Annotated in this window: 16 protein-coding genes and 5 tRNA genes; 12 read left to right on the top strand and 9 right to left on the bottom strand. The window is 74.3% G+C overall.

What is annotated here, in order from left to right; translation table 11 throughout:
• Positions 1–283: 283 nt before the first annotated feature.
• Positions 284–2,248 carry a bifunctional metallophosphatase/5'-nucleotidase gene (locus ACZ4M8_RS15460; protein WP_467607254.1) on the top strand — a complete coding sequence of 655 codons (1,965 nt, stop codon included), beginning with the start codon at positions 284–286 and terminating at the stop codon, positions 2,246–2,248.
• Between the two features lie 64 nt (positions 2,249–2,312).
• On the opposite strand, the gene ACZ4M8_RS15455 is transcribed toward ACZ4M8_RS15460, so the two are convergent.
• Positions 2,313–2,981: a lysophospholipid acyltransferase family protein gene (locus ACZ4M8_RS15455; protein WP_399093666.1), complete on the bottom strand. Its 669-nt coding sequence runs from the start codon at positions 2,979–2,981 to the stop codon at positions 2,313–2,315.
• Positions 2,982–3,246: 265 nt separating this feature from the next.
• Between ACZ4M8_RS15455 and ACZ4M8_RS15450 the strand changes: the two genes are divergently transcribed.
• Positions 3,247–4,422: a glycerophosphodiester phosphodiesterase gene (locus ACZ4M8_RS15450; protein ID WP_467607252.1), complete on the top strand. Its 1,176-nt coding sequence runs from the start codon at positions 3,247–3,249 to the stop codon at positions 4,420–4,422.
• Between the two features lie 340 nt (positions 4,423–4,762).
• On the top strand, positions 4,763–5,254 hold the full coding sequence (locus ACZ4M8_RS15445; protein ID WP_467607249.1) for a GNAT family N-acetyltransferase: 492 nt from the start codon (positions 4,763–4,765) through the stop codon (positions 5,252–5,254).
• Between the two features lie 59 nt (positions 5,255–5,313).
• On the opposite strand, the gene ACZ4M8_RS15440 is transcribed toward ACZ4M8_RS15445, so the two are convergent.
• Complete coding sequence (locus tag ACZ4M8_RS15440) at positions 5,314–5,754, bottom strand: hypothetical protein (RefSeq protein WP_467607246.1); 441 nt, start codon at positions 5,752–5,754, stop codon at positions 5,314–5,316.
• On the bottom strand, positions 5,747–6,115 hold the full coding sequence (locus tag ACZ4M8_RS15435; protein WP_467607244.1) for a hypothetical protein: 369 nt from the start codon (positions 6,113–6,115) through the stop codon (positions 5,747–5,749). Before ACZ4M8_RS15435 ends, ACZ4M8_RS15440 begins: the two co-directional genes overlap by 8 nt.
• A gap of 756 nt (positions 6,116–6,871) precedes the next feature.
• Between ACZ4M8_RS15435 and ACZ4M8_RS15430 the strand changes: the two genes are divergently transcribed.
• The 8 genes from ACZ4M8_RS15430 (at position 6,872) to ACZ4M8_RS15395 (ending at position 18,884) form a co-directional block, all read left to right on the top strand.
• Positions 6,872–7,945, top strand: coding sequence for a methionine ABC transporter ATP-binding protein (locus tag ACZ4M8_RS15430; protein WP_467607241.1), 1,074 nt, complete (start codon positions 6,872–6,874; stop codon positions 7,943–7,945).
• Positions 7,942–8,691, top strand: a complete 750-nt coding sequence (locus tag ACZ4M8_RS15425; protein WP_467607239.1) for a methionine ABC transporter permease — start codon at positions 7,942–7,944, stop codon at positions 8,689–8,691. The genes ACZ4M8_RS15430 and ACZ4M8_RS15425 overlap by 4 nt, the downstream gene beginning before the upstream one ends.
• 76 nt (positions 8,692–8,767) lie before the next feature.
• Positions 8,768–9,622: a MetQ/NlpA family ABC transporter substrate-binding protein gene (locus tag ACZ4M8_RS15420; protein WP_467607236.1), complete on the top strand. Its 855-nt coding sequence runs from the start codon at positions 8,768–8,770 to the stop codon at positions 9,620–9,622.
• Positions 9,623–9,798: 176 nt separating this feature from the next.
• On the top strand, positions 9,799–10,431 hold the full coding sequence (locus ACZ4M8_RS15415; protein ID WP_467607233.1) for a GNAT family N-acetyltransferase: 633 nt from the start codon (positions 9,799–9,801) through the stop codon (positions 10,429–10,431).
• A gap of 229 nt (positions 10,432–10,660) precedes the next feature.
• The gene (gene cbiE, locus ACZ4M8_RS15410; RefSeq protein ID WP_467607230.1) at positions 10,661–11,887 is read left to right on the top strand and encodes a precorrin-6y C5,15-methyltransferase (decarboxylating) subunit CbiE; all 1,227 of its coding nucleotides are present in this window, start codon (positions 10,661–10,663) and stop codon (positions 11,885–11,887) included.
• Between the two features lie 249 nt (positions 11,888–12,136).
• Positions 12,137–16,468, top strand: coding sequence for a nicotinate-nucleotide--dimethylbenzimidazole phosphoribosyltransferase (cobT, locus tag ACZ4M8_RS15405; RefSeq protein ID WP_467607228.1), 4,332 nt, complete (start codon positions 12,137–12,139; stop codon positions 16,466–16,468).
• 306 nt (positions 16,469–16,774) lie between these two features.
• Positions 16,775–18,004 carry a uroporphyrinogen-III C-methyltransferase gene (gene cobA, locus ACZ4M8_RS15400; protein ID WP_467607225.1) on the top strand — a complete coding sequence of 410 codons (1,230 nt, stop codon included), beginning with the start codon at positions 16,775–16,777 and terminating at the stop codon, positions 18,002–18,004.
• A gap of 52 nt (positions 18,005–18,056) precedes the next feature.
• Complete coding sequence (locus tag ACZ4M8_RS15395) at positions 18,057–18,884, top strand: TrmH family RNA methyltransferase (protein ID WP_467607224.1); 828 nt, start codon at positions 18,057–18,059, stop codon at positions 18,882–18,884.
• Between the two features lie 200 nt (positions 18,885–19,084).
• Here the strand turns inward: ACZ4M8_RS15395 and ACZ4M8_RS15390 are convergent, their stop codons facing one another.
• Positions 19,085–20,452: a serine/threonine-protein kinase gene (locus ACZ4M8_RS15390; protein ID WP_467607223.1), complete on the bottom strand. Its 1,368-nt coding sequence runs from the start codon at positions 20,450–20,452 to the stop codon at positions 19,085–19,087.
• Positions 20,453–21,113: 661 nt separating this feature from the next.
• On the opposite strand from ACZ4M8_RS15390, the gene ACZ4M8_RS15385 reads away from it, so the two are divergent.
• Positions 21,114–21,323, top strand: coding sequence for a hypothetical protein (locus ACZ4M8_RS15385; protein ID WP_467607221.1), 210 nt, complete (start codon positions 21,114–21,116; stop codon positions 21,321–21,323).
• 266 nt (positions 21,324–21,589) lie between these two features.
• Here the strand turns inward: ACZ4M8_RS15385 and ACZ4M8_RS15380 are convergent.
• From ACZ4M8_RS15380 to ACZ4M8_RS15360, 5 genes are all read right to left on the bottom strand, one after another.
• Positions 21,590–21,661, bottom strand: a tRNA-Val gene (locus ACZ4M8_RS15380).
• Between the two features lie 40 nt (positions 21,662–21,701).
• Positions 21,702–21,773: transfer RNA gene (locus tag ACZ4M8_RS15375), tRNA-Val, on the bottom strand.
• A gap of 25 nt (positions 21,774–21,798) precedes the next feature.
• Positions 21,799–21,870 (bottom strand) — tRNA-Val (locus tag ACZ4M8_RS15370).
• Position 21,871: 1 nt separating this feature from the next.
• Positions 21,872–21,945: transfer RNA gene (locus tag ACZ4M8_RS15365), tRNA-Cys, on the bottom strand.
• A gap of 35 nt (positions 21,946–21,980) precedes the next feature.
• A tRNA-Gly gene (locus ACZ4M8_RS15360) sits at positions 21,981–22,053 on the bottom strand.
• Positions 22,054–22,156: the final 103 nt, after the last annotated feature.

The following is a 22,156-nucleotide window of genomic DNA, read 5'->3' as shown; positions in this document are numbered from 1 at the left end:
GCCCGTACGGTCCGCTGCCCCGCGTCCCGCCCCGTACTTTCCCGGCCGTCCGGTTTGGGTGCGGACGGGGGACGTGGCGGGGGGCGGCGGGGCGTGTCGGGGGCGGGGCGCGGGCGGGCCGCCCCCATGATCGCCACGGCGCGCCGGGCGTACCGGTGGCCGGCAAGCCGATGTCCGCCGCCCGTTCACGTCCGCGTCGCGTCGCGGAGATCGGCGCGCCCGCCCCGCCCGCTTGACTCTCCGTCCGTTCCCATCCGCCCGGGACTCCCAGGAGAGTGACGCAGTGCGCGAGATCGGACGACGTTCCTTCCTCACCGCGGCCGGAGCGCTGGCCACCACCGGCGCCCTCGCCACGCCCACCTACGCCACCGGCCACGCCCGCGACGCGGCCACCGCCACCGAGTACGTCGACGTCCAGCTCCTCAACATCACCGACCTGCACGGCTACCTCCAGGCCGCGCCCGGCGGATACTCCGTCATCACCGGCGCGGGCGGCCGCAGATACACCGTCGGCGGCGTCCCCTACATGGCCGCCCACCTCGCCGCGCTGCGCGCCGGGCACACCAACTCCGTCTTCTTCGCCCCCGGGGACCTCTTCTCCGGCTGGGAGTTCGACACCGCCTCCCTTGCCGACGAGCCCACCATCGAGGCGCTCAACGCCATGGGCCTGGACTTCGCGTCCGCCGGGAACCACGAGTTCGACAAATCGGCCCGGTACCTCACCACCCACATGGCCGGTGGCCAGCCCTACCCGGTCGTGGGCCGCGACGACGCCTTCAAGGACTCCACCGGCACCCGCTTCAAGGGCGCCGACTTCCCCTACTACAGCGCCAACGTCACCCACGCCGACACCGGGAAGACCGTCCTGCCGCCGTACAACATCGTGCACGTCGACGCGGGCGGCGGCCGTACGCTGCCGATCGGCTTCATCCACCTCACCGCCGTCGGCACCGAGTCGTTCCCCGGCTCCTACCAGCCCGGACTGCGCACCCTCGACGAGCTGGAGACCGCCAACCGCTGCGCCGCCGAACTCAAGGCCAAAGGTGTCCACGCCCTCGTCCTGAGCATGCACGACGGCGCCGTCGCCGGCTCCGACTTCAACAGCGGCACCAACCCCTCGGGGCCCGCCTACGAACTCGCCCTGCGCGTCTCGCCGGACATCGACGCCATCGTCACCGGACACTGGCACTGCGCCTTCTCGATGATGCTGCCCGACCCGTCGGGCCGCCCCCGCCCGTTCGTCGAGGCGGGCTGCTACGGCCAGCTGATCAACGAGATCACCCTCCGGCTCGACCGCACCACCGGCGAGGTCGTCCGCGAACTGACCACCACGACCAACCACCCCAACACCCGCGACATCACCCCCGACCCCGTCCTCCGGGAGATCGCCGACTACTGGGCCGGATACGGCACCCGCCGCGCCGCCACCCCGCTCGCCACCCAGACCGCGTCCTTCACCCGCACCCGCAAGAGCACCGGGGAGTCCACCATGGGCAACCTCGTCGCCGACTGGGCGCTGTGGGCCGGACAGCAGCCCCTGGACCCGATGGCCGACCCGGGCGGCCCCGCCAACACCCCCGCCGACCTCGCCCTCATCGCCGTCGCGCCCCGCCAGGGCCAGGCGATCATCGCCGCCGACCTGATCCGCGACGCCGAAGGCGACGGCACCGTCACCTTCGGCGACGCCTGGAACGCCGTCGGCTTCGGCGACCCGATCATGACCGTCACCGTCACCGGGCGTCAGCTCCACGACGCCCTGGAGGAACAGTGGGCCCCGGCCTCCGGCGGCACCCTCGGCTTCGCGCCGCTCGCCGTCTCCGGCAACGTCCGCTACACCTTCGACGCCACCGGCCCGGTCGGCAAACGCGTCGACCCGGCCGAGGTCCTCATCGACGGCAGGCCCCTCGACGAGAAGCGCACCTACCGGCTCGCCGCGCCCTCGTACACCCTCATCAACCAGGACGGCTTCAGCGCCTTCCTCGGCTTCACCGAACCGGTGCGCCACACCCGCGACTTCGAGAGCTTCGTCGCCTTCGTCCGGCAGCGCGAGCGGCTCACCCCCGCCGCCACCGACCGGGTCCGGGTGAAGAACGCCACCGCGCCCGGCGCCCGCACCGGCACCGTCACCGAAAGCCCCCGGCCGCTCCTGGCCGACGGCACCGAGGTACCGCGCCCCGAGGCGGCCCTGCGCACCGCCCGCACCGGCGGCCCGGAGGGACAGCGCGGCGGCTACCGCGTCCCCTGCTGACCCGCGCACACGGCGACGGGCCGCACCCCCCACCGGGGATGCGGCCCGTCGTGCGGTCCGTGGGTCAGGCGGCGCGCGCCTTCGTCGCGTACACGTCCACGTACTCCTGGCCGGACAGCTCCATCACGTCGCTCATCACCTCGTCGGTGACGGCCCGCAGGACGTAGCGGTCGCGGTCCATACCGTCGTAGCGGGAGAAGTCCAGCGGCTCACCGAAGCGGACCGTCACCTTGGCGATGCGCGGCACGCCCTTGCCGCCGGGCTGCACCTTGTCCGTGCCGATCATCGCGAACGGGACGACGGGCGCGCCGGTCATCAGCGTCAGCCGGGCGATGCCGGTACGGCCGCGGTAGAGACGGCCGTCGGGGGAGCGGGTGCCCTCCGGGTAGATGCCGAACGCGTGGCCCTGCTCCAGGACCCGGCGGCCGGTCATCAGCGCGGCGACCCCGCCGCGCCCGCCGTCGCGGTCCACCGGGATCATCCCGGAGCTGCGGAAGAACCACGCCATCGCCCGGCCCTTGAGCCCCTTGCCGGTGACGTACGCGTCCTTGCCGATGAAGTACACCGGCCGCTTCACGACCAGGCTCAGGAACAGCGAGTCGATGAACGTGACGTGATTGCCGGCCAGGATCACCGGGCCGGTCTCCGGGATGCGCTCCACGCCCTCGACCGTGGGGCGGTACAGGACACGCATGACGAATCCGAGAATCGCCTTCAGCAGAATGCGGGACAACGGGCCCTCCGGGCGTGACGGGTCGGCGGTGACAGGGGAACGACGGAGCTGCGGCTACAGGACGATACTCGCGAGTCACCTACGGTCGCACACCGGGTTCATCCGGTCGCCATGCGCAGTTGGCCCCCGTCTGCGCCATGTTCTCCCGGAATCCTCCGCACGTCTCCCCGAACACCCCCGGTCGTGCATACGATCGACCGGCCGCCCGGCGATCACCCCACGGCGCCGGGGCGGCTGATCACACGAACGAGAGCAAGGAGCGGGGATGCACCAGGGGCAGCAGCCGGGACGGCGCAGGATTCTGGGGGCCGCCGCGGCCCTCGGCGCGAGCGCGGCGGTGCTCGGCGCCGCAGGGCCGGCCGGGGCGGCGGACCGCGCCGGGGCCACGACGACCGCGGCGGCGACCGGCCGCCGGGGCCACGGCGGTGAACTGCCCGTCCCGCTGATCGTCGGCCACCGCGGCGCCAGCGGCTACCGCCCGGAGCACACCCTCGGCTCCTACCAACTCGCCCTGGACATGGGCGCCGACGTCATCGAGCAGGACCTCGTCCCCACCAAGGACGGCCACCTCGTCTGCCGCCACGAGAACGACATCACGGCGACCACCGACGTCTCCGCGCACCCCGAGTTCGCCGACCGCAAGACCACCAAGACCGTCGACGGGGTCAAGCTCACCGGCTGGTTCACCGAGGACTTCACCCTCGCCGAACTGAAGACCCTCCGCGCCAAGGAGCGCATCCCGCAGACCCGCCAGCACAACACGCTCTACGACGGCGTGTGGGAGGTGCCCACCTTCGACGAGGTGCTGCGCTGGGCCGACCGCGAGGGCCGCCGCCGGGGCCGCCGTGTCTGGCTCCACATCGAGACCAAGCACCCCACCTACTTCCGCAAGCTGGGCCTCGGTCTGGAGGAGCGGCTCGCCAAGGCGCTGCGCGCGTACGGACGCCACCGCCGCACCTCGGCGAACTTCCTCCAGTCGTTCGAGCCGGACAGCATCCAGCGGCTGGGCAAGCTGGTGGACTGCCCCAAGGTCGTCCTGCTGGACGCGCCCGACACCCGGCCGTGGGACTTCGTCGAGTCCGGTGACCCGCGCACCGTCGCCGACCTGATCAAGCCCGAGGGGCTGCGCTGGATCGCCGGCTTCGCCCAGGGCATCGGCCCGGCGCTGGACCAGATCATCCCCCGGGACGCGGACGGGCGGTCCGGCCCGCCCACCCCGCTCGTCAAGGACGCGCACGCCGCCGGTCTGGTCCTGCACCCCTACACCGGCCGTAACGAGAACACCTTCCTGCCGACCGACTTCCGCCGCGGCACCGACCCGGACGCCTACGGCGACGCCCGCGGCTACTTCCGGGCCTGCCTGGCGGCCGGTCTCGACGGGATGTTCTCCGACAACCCGGACACCGCGCTGCTGGTGGCCGAGGAGTTCCGCCGGGCCTGATCCGGCCGCCGCCCGCCCCGCTCCCCGGGGCGGGCGGCGTCGGGAATGTCACAGCGGTGGGCGGTTCCGTTCCGGTGGCGGTGCCGGGCCCGCAGAATGCCAGGGCCTGTCGCCCCACCCGTCCGCCCCGCCTCCGCGCGGTGGCGGGAGTGTGAGGTGACAGGCCCTCACGGCGCGATTGCCGCCGGTACTTTCCGGGGAGTCCCGGAGAGCACCGGCGGCGGCCACGCCGGAGCGGTGGCGTCTGCCGGGCGCCGCCGGTCAGGGCCACCGTTCCGGGCGCCGCCGTCACCCTCATGGCGTCCGGACACCGCGAACCGAGAAGGGGAGGCAGACGCGCATGGGCACGAGCGTGACCATCTCTGCGGCGACCGACCAGGACGCCGAGCAGATCCTCAAACTCCAGTACCTCTGCTACCAGCCCGAAGCGGCGCTGTACGACGACTACGGCATCGAACCGCTCACCCAGACCCTGGCCGGGCTCCGGGAGGAACTCGCCACCGGCTGTGTGGTCGTCGCCCGCCTCGGGGACGAGGTGGTCGGCTCGGCCCGCGGCACCGTCGACGCCGACGGCACCGCCCGTATCGGCAAGCTCATCGTCCATCCGCGGCTGCAACGGCACGGGCTCGGCGGCCGGTTGCTCGCCGCCGTCGAGGCGCGCCTGAGCGCCGAACGCGCCGCCACCCGCTACCGCCTCCTCGCTGGCCACCGCGGCGACGGCGGGCTGCGCCTCTACCGCAGCCACGGCTACGCCCCCGTCGCCACCGAGGAGACCGGCCGCCGGCTGGGCCGCGTCACGCTGGAGAAGCCGGCGTACGCCACCGGCGCCTAGCGGCCACGCGCCGCGGGGCCGCACCCCTCAAGGCCCCGCGGCACGGCCGTACCCGCAGGTCAGGCCGTACGCGACCGCCGCAGCCAGAGCAGACCGGTCACCGGCAGGATGATCGGGATGAAGAGGTAGCCCATGCCGTAGTCCGACCAGACCGTGGCGTCGGGGAAGGCGGCCGGATCGGCCAGCGTCCAGGTGCCGACGCCGAGGACGCCCAGCAGCTCCAGCGCACAGCAGACCAGCGCCGCCCGGCGGGCGCCCTCACCGCCGCGCACCAGCGAGAAGGTGATGAAGCCGTAGACCACCGCGGAGACGGCGGAGAGCGAGTAGGCCAGCGGCGCCACGTGGAACTGCGCGATCAGCTGGTACAGCGAACGGGACGCGGCGGCCACGGTGAAGATGCCGTAGAGCGCGACCAGCAGCCGCCCGGGGCCGGTGCCCAGCGAGCGGCGGCCGTCCACCGCGGCGGTGTCCTGCGCGGCGGTCTTCGCGGACTCAGCCATGGCTGCCTCCCCAGATGTCGAAAAGCCGGACCTCCAGCACGGCCAGCACCACGGCGCCCGCCGCGACGGTGGCCGAGCCCCAGCGGGTGCGCTCCGACAGCGACATGAAGCCGGTGCCCGGTACACACGCCGCCGCGCCGATCAGATAGGCGAGGAAGAGCGCGGTGCCCTTGGCGGGGGAGTGCCCGCCCGCCAACTGCACGAGGCCGACGACGAGTTGCACGATCCCGAGGAGGGAGACGACGGCCATACCGATGAAGTGCCAGTCCTTCGTCGGCTCGTCGCGGTACGCGGCGAAACCGCACCAGGCGGCCAGGGCGAGAGCGGTCACACCGACCGCGATCGTCAGGGCGTCGATCACCGGGACCTCCGCGCGGCACGGCGGCGCACCGTGGGGTTGTGGGGCATGAGGCGATGCTAATCGGCCCGTACCGGACGATCGCCCCCGGGCCCGGCGCGGCGACGGGGAGGGGCGGCGCCGGGCGGGCGCGGCGGCGTGCGGTCCGGTGGCGGGGGAGCGGGGCGCGGGCCGGACATGGCCCGTTCCGGGGCCGCCGCTCCCGGCTCCCGGACGGCCGGGACCGGCCCTCCCGCCGTACGTCCGCGGGACCCGCCGTGGCGTTGGCCACACGCGTCCGATCCGTACCGTGCGGACGAATCGCCCACGCGGGCCCGTGCGCGCGCGTTCGCGCAGGCCGCGCGGGCGGGGAGCGGAGCGGCGGGGCGGGCGCGCCCGCTCGGGGGCCGTCCACGCTCCGACATCCGATGTCCGCTATTCGGACACAGTGGCTCGGCTAAGACGCTTGTCTGGTTTACTTGCCGCCATGACCACGACGAGCAGCCGCACCCCTGCGACCGAGGCGATGACGACGCCCGGTGCTCGTTGCATGTGTCGAATGTGTGACCGCTGAGGGCCCCCGCCTGAGCCTCGCGCCCCGAAGCGAGACCTGCTGCCATGAGCCGAAAGTGTCCGTCCCCACGGAACCGGCCACCCCGCGTCACCGGAGCCCGAAGCCCGCTCTTCGGCGTCTTTCAGGTCCCCGGTTTCCCATGCCGCGAAAGAATGCCCCGTGTCCGGCGGTCAGCCGCCGGGCACTCGACAGTGACGGAATTCCCTGTGATCACCACAACGGGCCTGACCAAGGTCTACCGCTCAGGAGACCGCGAAGTCACCGCGCTGGACGGCGTCGACCTGCACGTCCGCGAGGGTGAGGTCTACGGCGTCCTCGGCCAGAGCGGCGCCGGCAAGTCCACCCTGATCCGCTGCCTCAACCTCCTGGAGCGGCCCACCTCCGGCACGGTCACCGTCGCCGGGACCGACCTGACCGCACTCGCCGGACGCAAGGAACGGGCGGGCGCCGCCCTGCGCGCCGCCCGCAGCCACATCGGCATGGTCTTCCAGCACTTCAACCTGCTGTCCTCGCGCACCGTCCAGGACAACGTCGAACTGCCGCTGGAAATCCTCAAGGCCGACCGCCGCGAACGCTCCCGCAAGGCGCTCGAACTCCTCGACCTGGTGGGCCTCGCCGACAAGGCCAAGGCGTACCCGGCGCAGCTCTCCGGCGGCCAGAAGCAGCGCGTCGGTATCGCCCGCGCCCTGGCCGGCGACCCCAAGGTCCTCCTCTCCGACGAGGCGACCAGCGCCCTGGACCCGGAGACCACCCGCTCCATCCTCCAGCTGCTGCGCGACCTCAACCGGCAGCTCGGCCTGACCATCGTCCTCATCACCCACGAGATGGACGTCGTCAAGACGATCTGCGACTCCGCCGCGCTGATGAAGGGCGGCCGCGTCATCGAGTCCGGCACCGTCGCAGGGCTCCTCGCCACCCCCGGCTCCGAACTCGCCCGTGAACTCTTCCCCGTGGGCGGCGAACCCTCCGGGGCGGGCCGCACCGTCGTCGACGTCACCTTCCACGGCTCCGCCGCCACCCGCCCGGTCATCTCCGAGCTGTCGCGCACCTACAACGTCGACATCTCGATCCTCGGCGCCGCGATGGACACCGTCGGCGGCAAGCAGATCGGCCGGATGCGGATCGAACTGCCCGGCCCCTTCGAGGAGAACGTCGTCCCCATCGGCTTCCTCCGCGAACAAGGACTCCAGGTCGATGTCGCGGACATCGCGGACATCGCCGACGCCCCCGCCGCAGCCACCGCGCCCGCCACCACGCTCCGGAAGGACGCCGCCAAGTGAGCTGGAACGACATGCAGCCGCTGCTGTACAACGCGTGCCTCGACACCTTCTTCATGGTGTGGTGGGCGACCGTCTGGGCGGTCGTCGGCGGACTGCCGCTCGGCGTCCTGCTGGTCCTCACCGAACGCGGCGGCCAGCTCAGCAACGCCGCCGTCAACAAGGTCATCAGCATCGTGGTGAACATCGGGCGGTCGCTGCCCTTCATCATCCTGATGATCGCCCTGATCCCGTTCACCCGCTTCGTGATCGGCACCTCCATCGGCCCCAGCGCCGCGGTCGTCCCGCTCGCCATCGGCGCCATCCCGTTCTTCGCCCGCCTGGTGGAGACCGCGGTACGCGAGGTGGACGGCGGACTGATCGAGGCCGTCCAGTCGATGGGCGGTGGCACCTGGACCATCGTCTTCAAGGTCCTGCTGCCGCAGGCGATGCCCTCGCTCGTGGCCGGTCTGACCAACACCGTCATCACCGTCATCAGCTACTCCGCGATGGCCGGCGCCCTCGGCGCGGGCGGTCTGGGCAGCGTGGCCATCACCTACGGCCAGCAGCGCTTCGACACCCGCTTCATGATCGTCACGGTGGTCCTGATCATCGTGATCGTCACCGCCGTCCAGCTCATCGGCGACCTCGCGGTACGCGCCCTGTCCCGCCGCTCCTCGCGCGCCGACGCCCCCCGCCGGGGGCTGCGCCTGCCCCGCCCGCGCAAGGCGAGCGAGCGGATCGACCGGAACAACGCCCACCTTCTGTGATTCCCCCGGTCCGGACCCTTTGCCGGACGGCCGAAGCCCCGCGCGTCGTGCGGGACCCATGAGAAAGGCACTCTTCGTGCGTAACGTCATCAAGCTCACCGGGGCGGTCGCGGCCGCCGCCGCCCTCACCCTCGGGCTCGGCGCGTGCAGCGCCCCCTCCGACCCGGAGACCACCAAGAAGGGCGACGTCAACGCGCCCCTCACGGTCGGCGCCACCTCCGTCCCGCAGGGCCAGATCCTCGACTTCGTCAAGAAGAACCTGGCCGCGAAGGAGGGACTGAAGCTCAACGTCCGCACCTTCGAGGACTACACGCTCGTCAACCCCGCCACCGAGAACGGGGAGCTGGACGCCAACTACTTCCAGCACAAGGAGTACCTCGACGAGTACAACAAGAAGGAGGGCGGCCACATCGTCCCGGTGGTCAACGTCCACCTGGAGCCGATGGGCCTGTACTCCAAGAAGCACACCAAGCTCTCCGAGCTGGGCTCCGGCAGCGTCATCGGCCTGCCCAACGACCCCAGCAACCAGGGCCGCGCCCTCAAGCTCCTCGCGTCCAAGGGCCTGATCACCCTCAAGGACGACAACGCCGACAACCCCGGTCTCAACGACGTCAAGGACGCCAAGGGCCTGAAGTTCCAGGAGGCCAAGGCCGAGACGCTGCCCTCCTCCCTCCCGGACTACGACGCCGCGGCGATCAACGGCAACTACGCCATCCCCGCCAAGCTCAAGCCGTCCAAGGACGCGCTCGCCATCGAGCCGGTCCAGGGCAACCCGTACGCCAACTTCCTCGCCGTCAAGAAGGGCAACGAGGACGACCCGCGCGTGAAGAAGCTCGCCAAGCTCCTCAACACCGACGCGGTGAAGAAGTACATCGAGAAGACCTACACCGACGGCTCCGCGCTGCCCTCCTTCGGCAAGCCCAAGAGCTGACCCCGCCCGGACGCCGCCGGCGGCCCGTGCCCAGCCCCGCGCTGCGCACGGGCCGCCGTGCTTGGCGCATCCGCGCCGGAATGCTGCATGCTGGTGCACTCACGAAGGTCGACAAGTGATCGAAAACGACCCGTAACTCCCCGGAGCCCTACGGTCGACAGCGTTGGAGCAGCGGCATGAACCCCACCTTTCCGGATATCTCCATCAGCACGGACCGGTTGGTGCTGCGCCCCTTGGACGAGGACGACATCCCCGCCCTCGCCGAGATGATGAACGACGAACTCGTCACCGCCTGGACCGGAATACCGCAGCCCTACACCGAGGACCGCGCCCGCCACTGGGTCACCCGCCGCGCACCCGGCGAACGCACCTCCGGCCGCGGCATCGACCTCGCCGTCACCGAATTCCTCACCCAGCGCCTCGTCGGCATCGTCCAACTCGGCAACACCAGCTGGCGGATCCGCTCCAGCGAACTCTCCTACGTCATCGCCCCCTGGGCCCGCGGCGAGGGCTACGCCTGCGAGGCCGCCCTCGCGGTCGCCCGGTGGCTCTTCGGCGACCAGCGGTTCGAGCGGCTGGAGCTGCGTACCGCGGCCGGCAACACCGCCTCCCAGCAGGTCGCCCAGAAGATCGGCTGCATCAGCGAGGGCGTGCTGCGCAACGCCTTCATCGCCCGCACCCGCACCGAGGACGGCGGCTGGGCCGACATCCGCACCGACCTCATCCTCTGGAGCCTCCTCCCCGAGGACCTCGACGTGCCCACCCGGAAGGTCGACGCCAACGGCTTCGCCTATCCGGGATGGAACTGACCGGACGCCACGGCCCCGCTCCCCGGACCGCCGCCGGATCCGGCCACGGACGGCCGCGCCCGGTGCGCGCGGGCCACGGCGCGGGGCGCGGCCGGGTGGCGTGCCCCGCCGTCCCGGTCCGCGGCCCGGCCCCGCCGGAGGTAGTCTCGCGGTGCCACTCCCGCGCCCACCTGCGACGCGGCGGCTCCGTATCCCGCCCCCACCACCCGCGACAGGAGACTGACGAAGCATGGCCGACCGGGTCACGGTCATCGGATGGGACGGCTCGCCGCTCACCGCCGCCGCCCGCTCCGCGCTGGGCGCCGCGACCCTGGTGGCCGGCGCGGCGCACCATCTCGCCCTCCCCGAGGTCCCGCCCGCCGCCGAACGCGTCCGCCTCGGCAGCGTCCCGCTCGCCGCCCGCCGCATCGCCCGGCACCGCGGCACCGCCGTCGTCCTCGCCGACGGCGACCCCGGCTTCTTCGGCGTCGTCCGCACCCTGCGCGCTCCCCAGTACGGCCTGGAGGTCGAGGTCGTCCCGGCGGTCTCCGCCGTCGCCGCCGCCTTCGCCCGCGCCGGGATGCCCTGGGACGACGCCCAGATCGTCGTCGCCCACGGCCGTGACCTGCGCCGCGCCGTCAACGTCTGCCGTGCCCACCCCAAGGTCGCGGTCCTCACCGCCCCCGGCGCGGGCCCCGCCGAACTCGCCCTGCTCCTGGGCGACGTGCACCGGACGTTCGTCATCTGCGAGGCGCTCGGCACCGACCGCGAACGCGTCACCGTCCTCACCTCCGACCGGGCCGCCGACCACGACTGGCGTGACCCCAACGTCGTCATCGTCATCGGCTCCCCCGCGCGCGCCGACGACGCCGGGGACCGCCCCAGCGGCTGGATCGCCGGCCAGGACGTGGGCCATCCGGTCGGCCCGCGCGGCTGGGGGCTGCCGCCGGGCGCGTACGGCGGGGTGCTGGGCGAGGGCGAGGCGGTGCAGCTGCGCACCGCCCAACTCGCCCGGCTCGGCCCCCGGCTGGGCGACCTGGTGTGGGACATCGGCTGCGGCAGCGGTGCCGCGGCGGTGGAGGCGGCGCGGTTCGGTGCCGCCGTCATCGCCGTCGACGCCGACCCGGACGCCTGCGGCCGCACCACCGCGGTCGCCCGCCGCTACGGCGTCCAGCTCCAGGTCGTCCACGGCCGCGCCCCGCAGGCGCTGGAGGACCTGCCGGAGCCGGACGTGATCCGGATCGGCGGCGGGGGAGTGCCGGTCGTCGCGGCCTGCGCGGCCCGCCGCCCGGAGCGGATCGTCACCCACGCCTCGACCCGCGACGAGGCCGAGGCGCTCGGCCGCGTCCTCGCCGACGGCGGCTACGACGTCGAGTGCGCACTGCTCCAATCGGTCGATCTGGACACCTCCGCCTGGGTCGAACGCGAACGCTCCGTCGTCTTCCTCCTCGGTGGATATCGCGTTCCTCACCCGTGACCTGGCCCGTCACCGGCGCGGGGTAGGCTGGCGGATCGTTGCGCCGCCGTTCCGCGTTCGGCTTCGTACGTCAATATCCGGTAAATGCCACGGTTTTGGCTGGATATCCGGATTACCGGCTACGACGCTCGGAGGGCGGAGGTGCCGTGAGGCGTGCCCGCTCATATCCGCCACCGGGCGGAGGGCGTGCCCCGGCCGCGCGCCGCACGAGCGGTGGAAGAAGCACTTACCGATGGGCGAGGGGTACGCATGACCGACACCGGCCAGGTCCTGGGCGAGGGACAGCCGGAGCACGCGGGCGAGCAGGCCGGGCAGCCGGCGCCCGCCTCCCCTGCCGGCCCCGGTGCTCCCGAACAGTCCGGCGCGGCGCGGACCGACGCGTACGGCTACCCCGGCGGACCCGGTGTGGTGGTCGACGACGACGATCTGCTGCTGATGCCGGCCGCCCAGGGCGCCTGGACCGAGCAGGCGGACCGTCAGCCCCGTCCCGCCGCCCCGCAGCCGCAGCCCGCGCGGCGCCCGCTGCACATGGGCCCGCCGGTGCCGGACGCCACCGGTGGCGTCGTCCGCTCCCTCGCCGACCGTGGCCCGGCGGCTCCGCCGCAGCCGATGCCGGTCCGGCAGTCCGGTCCGCCCACCGTCGGCCCCGAATACCTCGACGTCCCCACCGCGGGCGCCCCGCAGTCCGAGACCGCTCCGCAGCAGGATCCCCAGGCGTACGCCGCGGCGCCCGGCCAGGTGCCCGGTGAACCGCCCGCCGCGGAGTCCGGCCCGCAGCTCCAGGCCCCGGCGCAGCCCGCCGCGTACGACGCGTCCGGCGCCGCGCCGCTGCCCGGCCCGCAGCTCGGCGAGATCCCGCCGCAGGTCGCACCGTGGGGCGAGGCGTCGGCCCAGGCGGTCGCGGTCCCGGTCGCGCCGGACGGCGCGCAGCCCGGTGCCCACCCGGTGGCCGCTCCGCAGCAGCCCGGCGCCGCCCAGGTCCCGCAGCCCGCGACCGATCCGTCGGCCGCCGAAGCCGTGGCGCCCGGCACCCCGGAGGCACAGGCTCAGGGCGACGTACCGGCCCAGGCGGAGCCGTCCGCGCAGCACGGGCCCGCCGCCGAGGGCGGCCGGGCACCGCAGCAGGGCCCCGAGGACGCCGTCCCGGCCGCCGTGTCGCAGAACGTCCCGCAGGAGCAGCCGGTTCAGGAGCAGACCTCCCAGCCGGAGGGCGCCGCCCCGGTTTCCGTCCCGCCGAACGCCGACGGTCTCGTGCAGCCCGCCGCCGCGGAGGCGGAGCAGCCGGTTCCCGGCGTGGAGCCGCAGCCCGCCGAGGCGGGCGCCGATGTGCCGGCCGAGGGCGCCGCGGAGGCCGGTGCGCCGGGTGCCCAGGACGGTGCCGGAGCTTCCGTACCGGTGGCCGAGGCCGTGGACGGGACCGTTCCGGTCGCCGCCGGGCCGGAGTCCGCCGCGCCGGAGGGCGCGGACGGGGCCGCGGCGACGGCCCCCGAGGCGTCCGAGGGGACGCCGGGGGACGCGTCCGGTGAGGCGGGCGCCGCCGTGACCGAGGAGGCCGTGGCGGAGGACGCCGGGGCCCGGCCGGGGCAGGTGCCCCCGGAGCCGCAGGGCGCGGGAGAGGCCGAGGCCGCCCCGTCCGAGCCGGAGCCCGGTGCGGGGCAGGTACCCGCCGCCGGGGGAGCCGAGGCCGTCGAGGGTGAGGCGCCTTCGGAGGCCGTGCCCGCCGAGGGTGCGGAGACCGCTGATGGCGCGGAGAGCGCCGAGGGCGCGGAGGCCGGAGCGGAGGGTGCGGACGCCGCGGCCGGGGCCGTCGCCTCCGAGCCCGGTGAGCAGGCCGACTCCGATGACCAGGCCGACTCCGGTGACCGGGAGCAGGCCGTCGGGACCGTCGTCGCCGAGGCCGCCGTTCCCGCGGCCGGTGCGCAGGACGTTGCCCAGGAGGAGGCCGCTCGGGCGGCCGAGGCCGGCGCCCGGCCCGAGGCGCCCGGCGCCGAGGGGCAGCCCGAAGCCGCGACCGAGGCCCAGGGCGCCGCGACCGAGGCCCCGGCCGACACGTCCGCCGCCGGTCCCGTGGTGGACGCGGTGGCGGACCCGGCCACGTCCGGTGCCGTCGTCCCGGAGCCCGCCGACGGTGCCGGTCCGCAGCCCGGCCCCGACGTGCTCCAGGACGCCCCGCAGGAGCAGCCCGCCCAGGAGCAGCCCGTGGGCGCCGCCCCGCAGCCGGAGACACCGACCGGACCGGAGTCCGCCGCCGAGGCGCGTCCCGCGACCGACGCCGAGGCCGCCGCCGACGCCTCGCCCGCCACCGATGCCGGGACGCCCGCCGAGGTCGGCCCCGCCGAGGTCGGCCCCGCCGAGGCCGGCCCCGCCGAGGCCGGACCCGCAGCCGACGCCACCGTCCCCGAGTCCGCCGAAGCCCCCGCCCACCCGCAGGCGGCCCCGGTGGAGCCCGCCCCGGGCCCGTACGCGTCCGTGTCGGCCGTGCCCGGCGGGCCCGTGCCCGCGCCGCTGCCCGCCACCGCGACGCCGGCCGCCGGCACCCCCATCGCGGGCTGGCCGCAGACCGTCCCCCCGGCCGCCCCCGAAGCCGTACCGCACTCCCAGGACGGGCCCGGGGCGGCCCAGGACACCGCGCCCCAGGGCGCCCCGGAGGCCGCGGCCCACCCGGAGGCGGTCCCCGCGCCGACGCCCGCAGCTCCGGAGCAGCCCGCCGCCGAGGCGACCGCCGCGCCCGGCGAGGCGCCGGCCGACGGCGAGGCGAACGGCCCGGAGCACCCGGCGCCCGCCTCCCCCCAGGACGCCGCGGCGGCCACCGACGCCCCCGGGCCGGAGGCCACCGCACCCGCGCAGCCCCCGGCGCCCGGTTACGACGACTCCGAACGGGCCGCCGTCCACCGCGTCATGCGCGAGCGCCGCGACATCCGCAACGGCTTCCGCCCGGACCCGATCCCCAACGACGTGCTGCTGCGCGTCCTGGAGGCGGCGCACACCGCGCCCAGCGTCGGGCACTCCCAGCCGTGGGACTTCGTCGTGATCCGCTCTCCGGAGACCCGCGAGCGGATGCATCAGCTCGCCACCGACCAGCGCAAGGCGTACGCCGAGTCGCTGCCGAAGGGCCGGGCCAAGCAGTTCCGTGAGCTGAAGATCGAGGCCATCCTCGACACCCCGGTCAACATCGTCGTCACCGCCGACCCGACCCGCGGTGGGCGTCATACCCTCGGCCGCCACACCCAGCCGCAGATGGCGCCGTACTCCTCCGCGCTCGCCGTCGAGAACCTCTGGCTCGCCGCCCGCGCCGAGGGCCTCGGCGTCGGCTGGGTCAGCTTCTTCGACGAGCGGCAGATGGTCACCGAACTGGGTCTGCCCGAGCACCTGGAGGTCGTCGCGTACCTCTGCGTCGGCTACGTCGACGAGTTCCCCGAGGAGCCGGAGCTGATGCAGGCGGGCTGGGCCGAGCGCCGCCCGCTGTCCTGGGTCGTCCACGAGGAGACCTACGGCCGCCGCGCCCTGCCCGGTGAGGACCCGCACGACCTGCTCCGCGAGACGCTGCACGGCATCCGTCCGCTCGACGCCAAGGCGCTCGGCGAGGCGTGGGAGCGGCAGAAGCGGATGACCAAGCCCGCCGGGGCGCTGGGCATGCTGGAGATCATCTCCGCGCAGCTGTGCGGGCTCTCCCGCAAGTGCCCGCCGCCGATCCCGGAGCCCGCCGCCGTCGCGATCTTCGCGGGCGACCACGGTGTGCACGCCCAGGGCGTGACCCCCTGGCCCCAGGAGGTCACCGGCCAGATGGTCGCCAACTTCCTGGGCGGCGGCGCGGTCTGCAACGCCTTCGCCACCCAGGTCGGCGCCGAGGTGTGCGTCGTGGACGTCGGCGTCGCCGCCGAACTGCCCGCCGCCCCCGGGCTGCTGCCCCGTAAGGTCCGTGCCGGTACCGACGACTTCACCGCCGGGCCCGCGATGTCCCAGGAGGACGTGCTCAAGGCCGTCGAAGCCGGAATCGAGACCGCCAGGGACCTCGTCGCGGCCGGCAACAAGGCGCTGCTCACCGGCGAGATGGGCATCGCCAACACCACCGCGTCGGCCGCCTTGATCAGTGTCTACACCGGCACCGACCCCGCTGAGATCACCGGCCGGGGCACCGGCATCAACGACGAGACGCACGCCCGCAAGGTCGATGTCGTCCGCCGTGCGCTGGAGCTGCACCGACCCGACCCGGCCGACCCGATCGGCGTCCTCGCCGCGGTCGGCGGACTGGAGCACGCCGCCCTCGTCGGACTGATCCTCGGCGGCGCGTCCCTGCGGACACCGGTGATCCTCGACGGTGTCAGCGCCGGCGCCGCCGCCCTCGTCGCGCACGCCATCGCCCCCGAGGCGCTGGCCGCCTGCATCGCCGGGCACCGCAGCGCCGAACCGGGCCATGTCGCCGCGCTCACCAAGCTCGGCCTGCGCCCGCTGGTCGACCTCGATCTGCGGCTCGGCGAGGGCACCGGAGCCCTGCTCGCCCTGCCGCTGGTGCAGAGCGCCGCCCGCGCCATGCACGAGGTCGCCACCTTCGACACCGCGGGCGTGACCGAGAAGGAGTGACCCGGGCACCCGCTCACGGGTCCGGCGCCTCGCCCACCACGGGACGCCGGGCCCGCCCTTCGAGGCACCGGTCCGCGTCCCCGGGCACCGGCCGCCGGTGACGCCCGCGGCCGGACCTCCCCGCCGGCCGCGCCCCCGCCCCTCCCGGCCCCCGGAGCAGGCCACCTCGCCCCTATAGGCTGGGAGCCGGGCCGTCACCCGTCACCGGGGCCGGTCCCGGCGGCGCCCCGGACGCCTCCCCGCCGTTCCACCGCCGCAGCGGCCCGTCCCCGCCGCAGCCGCCCATCCGCACAAGGAGCCGTACCCATGGCCGAGCACGCCGCCGAACACGCCGCCTACCCCGTCGGCCTGCGCCTGTCGGGCCGCCGCGTCGTCGTCCTCGGCGCCGGCCAGGTCGCCCAGCGCCGGCTGCCCGCCCTCCTCGCCGCCGGCGCCGACGTCCTGCTCGTCTCGCCGTCCGCCACCCCCTCCGTCGAGGCGATGGCCGACACCGGCGAGCTGCGCTGGGAGCGCCGCCGCTACCGCCCCGGCGACCTCGACGGCGCCTGGTACGCGCTGATCTCCACCGACGACCCCGAGGCCAACGCCGCCGCCTCCCGCGAGGCCGAGGAACGCCGCGTCTGGGCCGTACGCTCCGACGACGCCGAGGCCGCCACCGCCTGGACCCCGGCCACCGGCCACAGCGAAGGCGTCACCGTCGCCGTCCTCACCGGCCGCGACCCGCGCCGCTCCGCCGCCGTCCGCGACGCCGTCGTCGAGGGACTGCGTGACGGCTCCCTCGCCGCCCCGCACCACCGGGCCCGCACCAAGGGCGTCGCCCTCGTCGGCGGCGGACCCGGCGACCCGGACCTGATCACCGTGCGCGGCCGCCGGCTCCTCGCCGAGGCGGACGTCGTCATCGCCGACCGCCTCGGCCCCCGCGACCTCCTCGCCGAACTCCCGCCGCACGTCGAGATCATCGACGCGGCGAAGATCCCCTACGGCCGGTTCATGGCGCAGGAGGCCATCAACCAGGCCCTCATCGACCACGCCAGGGCGGGCAAGGCCGTCGTCCGGCTCAAGGGCGGCGACCCCTTCGTCTTCGGCCGCGGCATGGAGGAGGCCCAGGCGCTCGCCGAGGCGGGCATCCCCTGCACCGTCGTGCCCGGCATCTCCAGCACCATCTCGGTGCCCGGCGCCGCCGGTATCCCCGTCACCCACCGCGGCGTCGCCCACGAGTTCACCGTCGTCAGCGGCCACGTCGCCCCCGACGACCCGCGCTCCCTCGTCGACTGGCCCGCCCTCGCCCGGCTGCGCGGCACCCTCGTCGTCCTGATGGGCGTCGCCAACAGCGCCGCCATCGCCGCCACCCTCATCGCCCACGGCCGCTCCGGCGACACCCCCGCCGCCGTCGTCCAGGAGGGCACCACCGCCGCGCAGCGCCGTGTCGACGCCACCCTCGCCACCCTCGGCGAGCGGGTCACCGCCGAGGGGGTGCGGCCCCCGGCGGTCCTCGTCATCGGGGACGTCGTCGCCGTCGGCGGTACCCCCGAGTAGCCTTCGCGCATCCGGCATTGGCTCCTCGACACCGACAAGGCACTATCTCCCCGTGGCAGAAATCATCACCGTCGACGACCCCGACGACCCCCGGCTGCACGACTACACCGGCCTGACCGACGTCGCACTGCGCCGCCGCCGGGAGCCCGCCGAGGGCCTGTTCATCGCCGAGGGCGAGAAGGTCATCCGCCGCGCCCGGCACGCCGGCTACCAGATGCGCTCGATGCTGCTCTCCGCCAAGTGGATCGACGTCATGCGCGACGTCATCGACGAGGTCCCGGCACCGGTCTACGCGGTCAGCCCCGAGCTGGCCGAGCAGGTCACCGGCTACCACGTCCACCGCGGCGCACTCGCCTCCATGCAGCGCGAACCGCTCCCGGACACAGCGACGCTGCTCGCCACGGCCGGCCGCGACGGCGTGGCGCCCGTACGGCGCATCGCCCTCTTCGAGGACATCGTCGACCACGCCAACCTGGGTGCCGCCTTCCGCAACGCGGCGGCCCTCGGCGTCGACGCCGTCTTCCTCACGCCCCGCTGCGCCGACCCCTTCTACCGGCGGTCGGTGAAGGTGTCGATGGGTGCGGTCTTCCACGTCCCCTGGACCCGGCTGTCCTCCTGGCCGGCGGAGATCGAACTCTTCCGCCGGGAAGGGTTCGTGACGGCCGCCCTCTGCCTCGCCGAGAAGTCGATCACCATCGACGAACTGGCCGCCCGCGGCCACGAGAAGCTGGCGCTCATGCTCGGCACCGAAGGCGACGGCCTCTCGGTCGAGGCGCTGCGCGCGGCCGACGAATGGGTCCGCATCCCGATGGCCGCAGGCGTGGACTCCCTCAACGTCGCCGCGGCATCAGCGGTGGCCTTCTACGCGACCCGCCCCTGACCGCGGGACGGCCCCCGGCCGCCGGGACGGCGGAGCCACCCGGCCCGGAGGGGCATCCCGCACCACCGCGGGCCGGGTGACACCGGAACACGTCAGCCGACCTCTTGGAGCCGGCCCCGGAAACACGTCAGCCGCGCCCCGGAGCCCGGCCCCGGACGTACGGCCGCGTTCCGCCGGCCGCATGCCGACGCGCACCGCGCTCAGCTCCCCGCGCCTCCGGCAGAACCGCCGCCCCCGCCGGACGACCCTGGCGCCGCCACGACGCCCGACCCGGCGGGTACGGGCCGCTCGCCCAGCCCACGGGTCGGCCCCTGGCAGCCCTGCGCCGCCGCGATACCCAGCGCGACCAGCAGCGTCACCGTCACGAACACCAGAATCCGCTGCCGCATCAACCGCCGGTCGGGCCCCGGCCGACGCCCGCCCGCGGTCGGCCGCGACGGCGTCCTGCGGCCCCCGCCGGGCCGCGCCGCGGGCACCTTCCCCGCCGGCCGTGCACCACTCTGCCGGCGCCCCGGGGACGGGACGGGCCCGGCGCCCCGCGCCCCCGCGTCCCGCTGCGGCGGCCGGGGCGTCCCCCCGGTCGCCGGACGCGGCGCGGGCGTCCTGGGCGCACCCCGCTCGGTGCGTTGACGCGCGTAGGCATCGGCGCGCCGCCCGGTGGGCCGCTCACCGGGACGCCGGGCATCCCGGGCGGGACCGGCCGCCGCGCCCCCGAGGGCACCGTCCCGCGGCACTCCCGACAGCCCGTGCGCCTCACGGGCGGCGATCTCCTTCAGCCGCAACGACAGTGACAACGTGCTGGGCCGGTCCGCCGGATCCTTCGCCAGACAGGCCGCCAGCAGCGGCGCCAACGCGTCCGGCACCCCGGCGAGCTGCGCCTCCTCGTGCACCACGCGGTAGAGCATCACCTCCGAACTGCCCTGCCCGAAGGGGGAGTCGGCGGTACAGGCGTACGCGAGGGTGGCGCCCAGCGCGAAGATGTCCGTCGCCGGGGCCACCGCGGCGCCCCGCACCTGCTCGGGCGCGAGGAAACCGGGCGAACCGACAGCCGTCCCGACGTGTGTCAGCGTGCTGGCACCGGTCGCCCAGGCGATCCCGAAGTCGATGATCCGCGGCCCCTTGGGGGACAGCAGGATGTTGGACGGTTTCAGATCACGGTGGACCACGCCCGCGTCATGGACGGCGAGCAGCCCCTCGGACAGCGCCGCCCCGATCGACGCGACCTGCGCGGGATCGAGCGGCCCCTCCTCGTTCACCTTGTCGTGCAGCGACGGGCCGGGTACGTACTGGGTGGCGAACCACGGGCGGTCCGCGTCCAGATCGGCGGCGACCAGCCGCGCCGTGCAGCCGCCCCGGATCCGCCGGGCGGCCGACACCTCCCGCGCGAACCGCGAACGGAACTCCTGGTCCTCCGCGAGATCCGGGCGGATCACCTTCAGCGCCACCCGCTGCCCGCGTTTGTCCGAACCGAGGTAGACGACGCCCATCCCGCCCGCACCGAGCCGCCGGTGCAGCCGGAACGTCCCGACGACACGCGGGTCCTCGCGCCGGAGCCGCATCATCGCCATGTCCGTCCCCTACCTGCGGTGGGCAAGACCCACTCCGTGCCAACCGTCTGACGTGGCACAGCTTACGGATTGACGGCCCGGCGCGCTGAGAGGCCGCGCACGAGCCCCTTGAGGGCACCACCGTCACCGCCGGCACCCCCGCACCACAGGGCGATTTCCGGCCGCCCACCCACCCTTGCCCGCCTCGCTCCTCAACCTCCGCCTCCAGCAGGGACATTGACCCGCCGTGACCCCTCCGCGCGGCGGCCGTGGCGTACGCCGGGGAACGACGCCACCGCGCCCAAGTTGCGGCGGACCGGGCGGAATCCGCGCCGCCCCGGCCGCCGCCGGGCGGCCCTCGCCGCCCCGGGAGTGAGAGAAGTCACCCGTTGGGGTATCCGTCCGCCCGCGACCGGGATGCGCCCGCCACCCCGAGCCCGGACAACTCGCCCTCCCCGCAGCCCCGGAGCCCCGCCCGCCTCAGGGACACCCTGAGCCCGTTCTGCAACCAGCGGAGTACGTCCCCCGCCCCGCCCTCCTCCTCCCGTAGGCCGTTCACCGGTACGAGGGGCTGACGCACGGAACCGGCCAGGGTGCCTAGTGTGGAGCCCGAGCGGCGGGCGCCGTAGCTCGTCCCCCGAGATTCCACGCCCGCCGCCACCACCACACGACAGGAGCCGGGATGACGGACCCCCAGGGGCGCACGGCATCGTGGGCACGGTGGCGTGAACGCGTCGTCCCGCCCACCGCCCGCCGCGCTTCGGGCACCCGTCATCCGTTGCTCGCGGTCGCCATGGCGCTGCCGCTCGCGCTCCTGCTCGGTGTGGTCTTCGGCGGCTGGGAAGCCGTCATGACGCAGGCGTCGTCCGTGGCCGTGACGCTGGGGCGCTGAACGGCGCCCCGGTCCCGGGAGAGCGGCCCGGGACGGGGGAAGCGCGGCCCAGCCCCGTGGGGACGGGGGTGGCGCGGACGGCACGAGTGGCCGGGCATCTGGGGAGATGCCCGGCCACCGGGTTCTCCGGCCGGGGAAATCTCCGTGACGCCGCCTCGGTACGCCAACTCCCCGCTCCCGTACGGCGGATGAGCGGCACCGAAAAACTCCGGCAACGCCGAAGGGCCGGAGCAGCTGACGCCGCTTCGGCCCTTCGTTCTTCTCTGTGGACGATACTGGGATTGAACCAGTGACCTCTTCCGTGTCAGGGAAGCGCTCTCCCGCTGAGCTAATCGTCCTCGGGATCATGGTGAACCGAAATCCCCCATGGATACTGCGTGCGCGATACTGGGATTGAACCAGTGACCTCTTCCGTGTCAGGGAAGCGCTCTCCCGCTGAGCTAATCGCGCGGGGCCCGTCGATCTTACCGGGCAGTGGACGATACTGGGATTGAACCAGTGACCTCTTCCGTGTCAGGGAAGCGCTCTCCCGCTGAGCTAATCGTCCTTGGAGGTGGAGACGGGATTTGAACCCGTGTAGACGGCTTTGCAGGCCGTTGCCTCGCCTCTCGGCCACTCCACCTGGAGCGTAGGGGTTCGGGAAGATCCCCCACTTCGAGCGGACGACGAGACTCGAACTCGCGACATCCACCTTGGCAAGGTGGTGCTCTACCAACTGAGCTACGTCCGCAGGTGACTCTCCCGGACCGTGTCCGGGAAGCTACCGGGCCTCCGGGGCGCTTGCGCTTCCCGGCGACGTGTTGAACTCTAGCGGATTCCCGGGCCAGCACAAA

The organism is Streptomyces sp. NPDC027185 (genome assembly GCF_055567035.1).
Note: the sequence above shows the minus strand (reverse complement) of the source record. Positions and strands in the feature narration are given on the sequence as shown.

Excerpts from the sequence above, each read along its gene's own strand:
- ACZ4M8_RS15390 (WP_467607223.1), bottom strand. The coding sequence starts at position 20,452 with ATGGCGATGATGCGGCTCCGGCGCGAGGACCCGCGTGTCGTCGGGACG.
- ACZ4M8_RS15415 (WP_467607233.1), top strand. The coding sequence starts at position 9,799 with ATGAACCCCACCTTTCCGGATATCTCCATCAGCACGGACCGGTTGGTG.
- cobA (WP_467607225.1), top strand. The coding sequence starts at position 16,775 with ATGGCCGAGCACGCCGCCGAACACGCCGCCTACCCCGTCGGCCTGCGC.
- ACZ4M8_RS15445 (WP_467607249.1), top strand. The coding sequence starts at position 4,763 with ATGGGCACGAGCGTGACCATCTCTGCGGCGACCGACCAGGACGCCGAG.
- ACZ4M8_RS15385 (WP_467607221.1), top strand. The coding sequence starts at position 21,114 with ATGACGGACCCCCAGGGGCGCACGGCATCGTGGGCACGGTGGCGTGAA.
- ACZ4M8_RS15440 (WP_467607246.1), bottom strand. The coding sequence starts at position 5,754 with ATGGCTGAGTCCGCGAAGACCGCCGCGCAGGACACCGCCGCGGTGGAC.
- cobT (WP_467607228.1), top strand. The coding sequence starts at position 12,137 with ATGACCGACACCGGCCAGGTCCTGGGCGAGGGACAGCCGGAGCACGCG.
- ACZ4M8_RS15450 (WP_467607252.1), top strand. The coding sequence starts at position 3,247 with ATGCACCAGGGGCAGCAGCCGGGACGGCGCAGGATTCTGGGGGCCGCC.
- cbiE (WP_467607230.1), top strand. The coding sequence starts at position 10,661 with ATGGCCGACCGGGTCACGGTCATCGGATGGGACGGCTCGCCGCTCACC.